The organism is Flavobacterium sp. RHBU_24 (genome assembly GCF_046613695.1).
Classification (GTDB): Bacteria; Bacteroidota; Bacteroidia; order Flavobacteriales; family Flavobacteriaceae; genus Flavobacterium.
Genome location: NZ_JBKJHD010000013.1, coordinates 99,126 through 107,455, shown reverse-complemented (window position 1 = coordinate 107,455; position 8,330 = coordinate 99,126). Strand labels below are relative to the sequence as shown.

The window sequence follows — 8,330 nt, the reverse complement described above, 5'->3', positions numbered from 1 at the left end:
ATAGCATATACCGAATCTTTATATTTATTAATCAATTCCACCTGTGCGGTTTTCAATATTGATATCTCCTAATAGAAATATTCTACTAATAATTTTTGTTATAAATTGCAGAGGGAACCGATTTCTATTATTAAATCTATAATTTTACAAGTGCACAATACAATTATATTCGCATGAGTTCACCTTTTGAAAGTAATATTTTACTCGACAGGCTCCCTAAACATTTAAGGCAGTTTATAAAACCGCAGGATTATAATAGCTATACCCCTATAAACCAGGCGGTGTGGCGCTACGTCATGCGTAAAAATGTAGATTATCTTAGTAAGGTAGCACATAGTTCCTATCTTGAAGGCCTGCAAAAAACCGGAATTGAGGTAGAAAATATTCCAAGTATGTATGGCATGAACCGTATACTTAAAGATATAGGCTGGGCTGCCGTAGCAGTAGACGGCTTTATTCCGCCAAACGCGTTTATGGAGTTCCAGGCATATAATGTATTGGTTATAGCTTCCGACATCCGCCAACTTGAAAATATAGAATATACCCCCGCGCCGGATATTATTCATGAAGGTGCCGGGCATGCGCCAATAATAGCCAATCCTGAGTATGCCGAATACCTGCGCCGCTTTGGCGAGATAGGCTGCAAGGCCATATCGTCGGCCCGCGATTATGAGATTTATGAGGCCATACGCCTGCTTTCGATACTGGAAGAAGCCGAAGGCACCCCGCAGGAAGAGCTTGACGCGATACGTGCGAAAGTTGATGCCCTGCAAAATGAGCCAGCCGAACCAAGCGAAATGGCACTCATCCGCAACCTGCACTGGTGGACGGTAGAGTATGGCCTGATAGGCACGCCCGAAGAACCTAAGATATACGGTGCCGGCCTGCTGTCATCTATTGGTGAAAGCGCCTGGTGCATGACCGATAATGTAAAAAAACTGCCGTATGATATTAACGCCGCTTACCAGGGCTTTGATATTACCAAGCCCCAGCCGCAGCTGTACGTAACGCCCGATTTTGCCCACCTGAGCCTGGTGCTGGAGGAATTTGCCAATAAAATGGCGCTACGCACCGGTGGCCTTAGTAGTATAAGCAAACTTATAAACAGCAAGGCACTAGGTACTATAGAACTCAGTACCGGTATACAGATATCGGGCGTGTTTACTAATGTTATAGAAAATGAGGGTAAGCCCGTGTATGTGCAGACTACCGGTAAAACAGCGTTAAGCTACCGCGAAAAAGAACTGGTAGGCCATGATACATCATATCACGCTGAGGGCTTTGGCAGCCCAGTAGGCAAGCTGAAAGGCATTAACCTGGCCATTGAAGACATGAGCCCGCGCGACCTGATGGCTTACAATATTTATGAAGGCTTTGCGGTAACGCTGGAGTTTGAAGGGGATATTACCGTTACCGGCGAAATCATTACCGGTACACGAAACCTGCAGGGCAAGATCATCATCATCAGCTTTAAAAACTGCACGGTTACGCATAAGGATACAGTGCTGTTTCAGCCGGAATGGGGTATTTATGATATGGCCGTGGGTAAAAAAGTGGTTTCGGCTTTTTCCGGCCCGGCTGATGTAAGGAGTTTTGACTTAGTAAGCCACGTGCCATCAAGCAAAACCATTAAGGCTAAAAAAACCGATGAGCGCGAGGAGCTTGAAGGATTATATAAAAATATCCGCGATATTCGCGAAGGCAAAGAAACTACGCTTAGTATAGCTGAGATTTTTGCTGTACTGAAAGAAAAGCATGCTGAGGACTGGCTGCTTTCGGTAGAGATTGCCGAGTTGTTGCACAAGCAAAATAACGAAACCCTGCTTGATGAAGTACTAAATCATCTTGAAGATTTGAAAAAAAAACGCCCTAAGGTAGCGCACCTTATTACCGGTGGGCTTTCGCTGATATTTGAAAAAGAAAGCATATAATGCAAACGAAGGCTGCCAAACAGGTAGCCTTTTCCATTTCGACGATAGGAGAAATCTCTATAAGTAAATTGTGAGATTTCTCCACTTCGGTCGAAATGTAAGAGCGTTGTCTTACAAATCAAATATATTACAGCAACGTATTAATATTTGCATCTTCCACCGGCTGCCCATTATACACTAATTTCCAGTCCATAGTATTGGTAAGTATAAGTATCTTGCTCAGTTCGCTCAACAGGCGGTTCTTGGCGTTAGTTTTCAGCGTGCTTTTCTCAATTTTTTTACGCAGGCTGGCTTTTACTTTAGCGTTTATCTTGTTATAATCATCTCCGGTAAACTCGTTAAACGTGCTCGACTCCACATCATAAAACTTAATGTCGGGGGAAATCTTTATTTCTTCCTTCGGGATGTTTTTTATCATAATGGTTTTTGTGGCCTCGTTAATGTCGTACTGTATCTGGCGCAGGTCGTAGCTTACCGTAGCATCAGCGTTGACAATTACCAATGCCTTTTTTTCAAAAGACAACATGTCCATCATATAGCTTTGCTGGTTCTTATAGGTAAGCACTTCGCTGTAATGGCCTTCGGTAACTACGAGCTTGCCTACATTTAGCAGCTGCTGCTGTATGAGCGCGGTTTCTTCAAAGGTTGTTTTATCATCATCATGCTTAAATTCGCAATAGCGGAATGCAAGTACAATGAGAAATATGATACCAATGGTGACAAGGATTTTTTTACCCATTTTTTATTTTAAATGTAAGAAAAGTATTCAGGGCACTGTGTTATAGCATCCTTAAAACTGTATGTGCGGATGCTGTTGCTGTAGCATAGCAATCTTTGTGCCGAGGTTAGCCGTAAACTTTTTATGGCTTTCAGACTCGGGGTTAAACGGGCGGTGCTGCAGGCTTTTTTGTATAGTATCTGCCAGCTTCATGGTGTGCTGGGCTTCCTCGCTTATCCAGGCCGATGTAAACTGCTGCCAGATATAATCAATAGCTACCTGGTTCGGGTGAATCATGTCTTCGGCATAAAAACGATAGTCGCGCAGCTCGTCCATCATTATTTCGTAGGAGGGGAAATAAAGCCCCCTAACCCCCAAAGGGGGAACTTGCAGCGCCGAATGAAGGGCGGAGACGAGGTTGGCTTTGCTCAACTGGTTTTCGGTAAAGCCGTCTTTTATATGGCGCACCGGCGATACTGTAAAAATAATTTTAGCCGATGGATTTATGCTTCCAACCAATGAGCAGATGTTTTGAAGGCTTTGCGCAATGACATCGATAGATAACAACTCTTTTGTAAATTCCTTTTGCGCTACCTTGTGGCAGTTGGCCACCAGTGCATTACTTTCTGTGAAACGGTATACCCAGGAAGTGCCGAGGGTTATAATGATATGGCTAACCTGTTTTAGCTGGATGCCTAATAAAGCTGTGGCATTATTAAGGTTTTGCAACAGTACGTCCTTATCGGCATGGCTCAGGTCGCTGTGGGCATCAAAGCTGTGCCAGCGCTCGTTATGAAAAAAAATATCGGCCCCGGTAAACGTGTATCCGTTTACAGCGAAGCCGATAATCTTTTCTATAGCTAAAGGATGGAACAAAATACCAAAAGGGTTGGTTACATTCCTGAATTTGAAATAGTCAAGTTTTTGCCCTATGTTTACCGCAAAACATGACCCCAGCGACACTATGTGGCTGTTGTAATCTATTGCCGGGTTGCCTTGTTGCAGGGGTATTTGTGTGGTAAATTGCATGGGCTAATAGCTGTAAGCCGTGCTTGTAATACTTCCGTTAGCTGCTGTGTAGGTAGACGTAAGCGGATAGTCGATAGGGTTATAGGTATATGTTGTAAGTGTATTTACAATGGTGCCACTATTATTTACCTGTAGCGTTGTAATGTTATTAGCCCCGCCTTCAAATTCAGCAAGTGTTATTGCCTGGTATCCTGCAATTTCGCGCATCGGGCTGCTCTTGGTGTCAAAACCATAGTTTATGGTAGTATTGCCGCTGACATATTTTGTGATGTTGCCATGTATTGTAACCGAGAGCGTTGCAGTACCCGCGGGCGTGGTTTGCGCGGCCTCATCACCGCTGAATTTAGTTACCGATACCGTACCACCGGTATAGGTATAATTATATTTAAGGGCGTGGTTATTGGCTGGGTTAGCCAGGTCATAAAAATAAGAGATGTGTGTGGCAAGCCCTATTTCATCATATGTAAACACTTCTTTTTCTATTAGGCTGCTATTTTGGTAGTGCTTTATCTCGGTAATATAGTTATTGGTATAGGTATATGTTTCGTTAGTCCCATCACTGTGGGTTACGGTAGTAAGCTTATTATCATCATAATTATATTGTGTTGTAACAGCCGCGGCACCGGGAGGCGTTACCACTTTTTTCTTTAACAGTACATAGCCGCCGCCATTTCCCGGTCCACTGTTTTCAAGGTCGTCTGAGCAGCTAACGGTTAATACTGCCGCGGTAATAAATAACAAAATCTTTTTCATAATTTAAATAAACAATTTAATGTAAAGATACTGTTTTGTGCAAAAGGTTGCGTTTGCAAACAGAAAAGAGCGCCTTTGCAAAACAAAAGCGCTCTTTGTAGTATTATACGGTTTACTTTACAAAAGCTTCCGCAGCTTTAAGTGCCTCCGGTATACCTGCAGGGTTTTTACCTCCTGCGGTGGCAAAGAACGGCTGGCCGCCGCCGCCGCCCTGTATAAACTTACCCAGCTCGCGCACTACCTGCCCGGCGTTTAAGCCTTTTTCGGTAGCAAGTTCTTTGGAGATGTAGCAGGTAAGCATCGGCTTATCATCACTAACTGTAGCAAGCACAATGAACAGGTTAATGCCCAGGTTGCCAAGTTCGTAGGCAAGGTCTTTAGCACCGTTAGCGTCAAGGTCTACCTGCTTGGCAAGGAATTTCACGCCGTTTATTTCGGTCAGTTCCGCTGCAAGTTCGCCCTTAAGGTTCTTGGCTTTATCGCGCAGCAGTTGCTCCAGTTGTTTTTTTAGTTTAGTATTTTCATCTTGTAGCGATACTACCGCTTTCAGCGTATCCTGCGGATTTTTAAGGGTAGCTTTAATGTTTTCTAGCGTTTTTTCCTGCACAGCGAAGAAATCTTTAACGGCTGTGCCGGTTATGGCCTCAATACGCCGAATACCGGCCGCTACGGCGCCTTCGCTTATGATTTTAAAATACCAGATATCGGCGGTGTTCTTTACGTGGGTACCCCCGCAAAGCTCCATACTGTCACCAAATTTAATGGCACGCACATTATCTCCGTATTTTTCGCCAAATAATGCCATCGCGCCTTCTTCCACCGCCTGTTTAAAGGGTATGCTCCTGCGCTCTACAAGCGGCAGGTGCTCCTGTATACGGGCGTTTACAAAGGCTTCTACCTGCTGCTGCTCTTCTTCGGAAACTTTTGCAAAATGTGAAAAGTCGAACCTCAAATAACCCGGGCTAACCAGTGAGCCTTTTTGCTCTACGTGCGTGCCCAGTATGCTGCGTAATGCCTGGTGCAGTAAGTGCGTAGCGGTATGGTTGCTTTGGCTCTCCGCGCGAAGTGTTGCATCTACTTTAGCGGTAAATGCACCATTTACATTCTCCGGCAGCGCTTTGGTTATATGCAGTATAAGGTTGTTTTCTTTTTTAGTGTCAAGTACCTCAAAGGATTCGTTAGCCGATTTAAGCACACCTTTATCACCTACCTGCCCACCACCTTCCGGGTAAAAAGGCGTGGCATCAAGTACAATCTGGTATTGCAAACCATCTTTTTTAGAGTCGACTTTGCGGTAACGGGTTATCTTCACTTCGTTCTCCAGTCGGTCGTAACCTACAAAGCTTTCGGTATTGCCTTCCACTAAAATAACCCAATCGTCTTTAGCCACTTCAGAAGCGGCGCGGCTACGTGTTTTTTGTTTTAGCAATTCGGCATCAAAGCCGGCTTTATCATAGGTAACCCCTTTTTCCTTGAGTATAAGTGCTGTAAGGTCTTCCGGAAATCCAAAGGTGTCATACAATTCAAATACTTTAGCACCGGGAATATTGCCGCCTTTTTCGCCTAACACGGTATAATCGGCAATGATGGTATCCAGCAGCTGAAGCCCCTGGTCAAGCGTGCGTAAAAACGAAGCCTCTTCTTCACGTATCACATTGGTTACAAGTCCTTTCTGAGACCGTATCTCCGGGAAAAAATCACCCATTTGGTCAGCCAGCACGGCTACCAGTTCATAGATAAACGCTTCTTTTTTATCCAGGAAGGTGGACGCATAGCGTATGGCCCTCCTTAATATCCTGCGGATAACATAGCCCGCGCCACCATTACCTGGCAGTTGGCCGTCGGCAATGGCAAAGGCCACGGCACGCACGTGGTCGGCCACTACGCGTATCGCTATGTTTACTTTTTCTTCTTCGGGTGTAGCGTTTTTTGCTACATATTTAGTGCCGGTTACGGCTTCTATTTTAGTGATAAGCGGCGTAAACACGTCGGTATCGTAGTTACTCTGCACACCCTGCAGCACCATGCACAGGCGCTCAAAGCCCATACCTGTATCTACGTGCTGTGCGGGTAGTTTCTCCAGGCTCTTATCGGCCTTACGGTTAAACTCCATAAATACGTTGTTCCATATCTCAACCACATGCGGGTGGTCGTTATTTACCAGGCTTTTGCCCGATACCAGCGCTTTTTCTTCGGCAGAGCGTATGTCTACGTGAATTTCGCTGCACGGCCCGCACGGCCCCTGGTCGCCCATTTCCCAGAAGTTGTCTTTTTTATTGCCGAGGATAATACGGTCTTCGTCGATAAGCCCTTTCCAGATGTCGTACGCCTCCTGGTCAAAAGGCACGCCTTCTTCAGGGTTACCTTCAAAAACGGAAACATACAGTATATCTTTCGGAATCTTATATACTTCGGTAAGGAGTTCCCATGCCCAGTTAATGGCTTCTTTTTTAAAGTAATCGCCAAAGCTCCAGTTGCCCAGCATCTCAAACATGGTGTGGTGGTAGGTATCAAAACCCACATCCTCCAGGTCGTTGTGCTTTCCGCTTACGCGAAGGCATTTCTGGGTATCGGCAATACGCTTGCTTTTGGGCGTGCCGTTGCCTAAAAAGAACTCCTTAAACTGCGCCATACCACTGTTGTTAAACATCAGGGTTGGGTCGTCTTTTGTAACTATGGGTGCAGACGGAACGATTAAATGGCCCCTGTCTTTAAAAAATTGCAGGAATTGCTTCCTTATATCCTGGGATTTCATAAGATATGAAAGTTTGTTTTATGCGTTCAAAATTACATTTAAAATAACCTTTGCCGTATAAAAGCCGTGCTAAAAAGCGCAACATTTATTACATTTGCCTGTTACACATCAGGCACATGGCACGGTTTTTCGGGTTAAGGTGCAAAAATAGAATAATTTACCCACATGGCGAAGGCAAAATATTATTACGACCCGGAAAGGCTCGCCTTTACTAAAATAAAGACAAAAAAAGGGAAGAAGATAGGTGTGGTACTGCTGTTCCTTACGGCATCTGCATTGTTTGGTTTCCTGTGTTTTGTAGCGCTGCTTAATACACCGTTTTTTGAAACCCCGAAAGACAGGCTCCTTACCCGCGAGATAGAGAACCTGAAAATCCAATACCAGATTCTCAACCGCAAGGCTGCCCTTATGGAAGAAGCCATTAGCAACGTAGAGGAGCGCGATAATAATGTATACCGCACTTACTTTAACGCCACACCCATAAGCGAAGAGCAGCGTAAGGCAGGCTTTGGGGGGGTTAACCGTTATAAAGAACTGGAGGGCTACAACAATAGCGACCTGGTAATTAACACCACAAAACGGCTCGACGTGCTGAGCAAAGAGATAGTAATAGAAAGCCAAAGTTTAGATGAGATAGCCAAACTTGCTAAAGACAAGGCCAAGCTCCTTACTGCCATACCAGCCATACAGCCGGTTAAGAACGAGGATTTGAGGCACGTGGCATCAGGCTTTGGTTACCGCAGCGACCCGTTTACAAAAATCCGTAAATTTCACGCGGGTATGGACTTTAGCGCGCGTACCGGTACGCCCATTTATGCCACCGGCGACGGTGTGGTGAGCGCCGCCGATAACAAAATGTCGGGCTACGGCAACCGCGTGCTTGTTAGCCACGGCTTTGGCTACCAGACGCTTTATGGGCATATGAGCAAATTTGCCGTACGCTCAGGCCAAAGGGTAAAACGCGGCGATATACTGGGCTATGTGGGCAGTACCGGCCGTAGCGAGGCCCCCCACCTGCACTATGAGGTACATAAAAACGGCACGGTGGTAAACCCCCTAAACTTCTATTACGGAAATATTTCTGCTAAAGAGTACGTTTTAATTGCTAAATTAGCAAATCAGGAAAACCAATCCCTCGATTAAA

Annotated in this window: 6 protein-coding genes; 2 read left to right on the top strand and 4 right to left on the bottom strand. The window is 45.1% G+C overall.

Features of this window, described 5'->3' with window-relative positions; genetic code table 11:
* Positions 1-173 precede the first annotated feature (173 nt).
* Positions 174-1,931 (top strand): aromatic amino acid hydroxylase, encoded by a 1,758-nt coding sequence (locus tag ACLI09_RS13415; protein ID WP_411420139.1) that lies wholly within the window; start codon positions 174-176, stop codon positions 1,929-1,931.
* A 127-nt stretch (positions 1,932-2,058) separates the two neighbouring features.
* Here the strand turns inward: ACLI09_RS13415 and ACLI09_RS13410 are convergent, their stop codons facing one another.
* The 4 genes from ACLI09_RS13410 to alaS form a co-directional block, all read right to left on the bottom strand.
* Positions 2,059-2,670 (bottom strand): DUF4230 domain-containing protein, encoded by a 612-nt coding sequence (locus ACLI09_RS13410; RefSeq protein ID WP_411420138.1) that lies wholly within the window; start codon positions 2,668-2,670, stop codon positions 2,059-2,061.
* A gap of 51 nt (positions 2,671-2,721) precedes the next feature.
* Positions 2,722-3,678, bottom strand: coding sequence for a GSCFA domain-containing protein (locus ACLI09_RS13405; RefSeq protein ID WP_411420137.1), 957 nt, complete (start codon positions 3,676-3,678; stop codon positions 2,722-2,724).
* Between the two features lie 3 nt (positions 3,679-3,681).
* Positions 3,682-4,431: a hypothetical protein gene (locus ACLI09_RS13400; protein ID WP_411420136.1), complete on the bottom strand. Its 750-nt coding sequence runs from the start codon at positions 4,429-4,431 to the stop codon at positions 3,682-3,684.
* Between the two features lie 112 nt (positions 4,432-4,543).
* On the bottom strand, positions 4,544-7,186 hold the full coding sequence (gene alaS / locus ACLI09_RS13395; RefSeq protein WP_411420135.1) for an alanine--tRNA ligase: 2,643 nt from the start codon (positions 7,184-7,186) through the stop codon (positions 4,544-4,546).
* A gap of 165 nt (positions 7,187-7,351) precedes the next feature.
* On the opposite strand from alaS, the gene ACLI09_RS13390 reads away from it, so the two are divergent.
* A complete protein-coding gene (locus ACLI09_RS13390) occupies positions 7,352-8,329 on the top strand; it encodes a M23 family metallopeptidase (protein ID WP_411420134.1) in 978 nt (325 codons plus the stop codon).
* Position 8,330: the final 1 nt, after the last annotated feature.

Coding starts and splice junctions, on each gene's coding strand:
- ACLI09_RS13410 (WP_411420138.1), bottom strand. CDS start 2,670: ATGGGTAAAAAAATCCTTGTCACCATTGGTATCATATTTCTCATTGTA.
- ACLI09_RS13405 (WP_411420137.1), bottom strand. CDS start 3,678: ATGCAATTTACCACACAAATACCCCTGCAACAAGGCAACCCGGCAATA.
- alaS (WP_411420135.1), bottom strand. CDS start 7,186: ATGAAATCCCAGGATATAAGGAAGCAATTCCTGCAATTTTTTAAAGAC.
- ACLI09_RS13415 (WP_411420139.1), top strand. CDS start 174: ATGAGTTCACCTTTTGAAAGTAATATTTTACTCGACAGGCTCCCTAAA.
- ACLI09_RS13390 (WP_411420134.1), top strand. CDS start 7,352: ATGGCGAAGGCAAAATATTATTACGACCCGGAAAGGCTCGCCTTTACT.
- ACLI09_RS13400 (WP_411420136.1), bottom strand. CDS start 4,431: ATGAAAAAGATTTTGTTATTTATTACCGCGGCAGTATTAACCGTTAGC.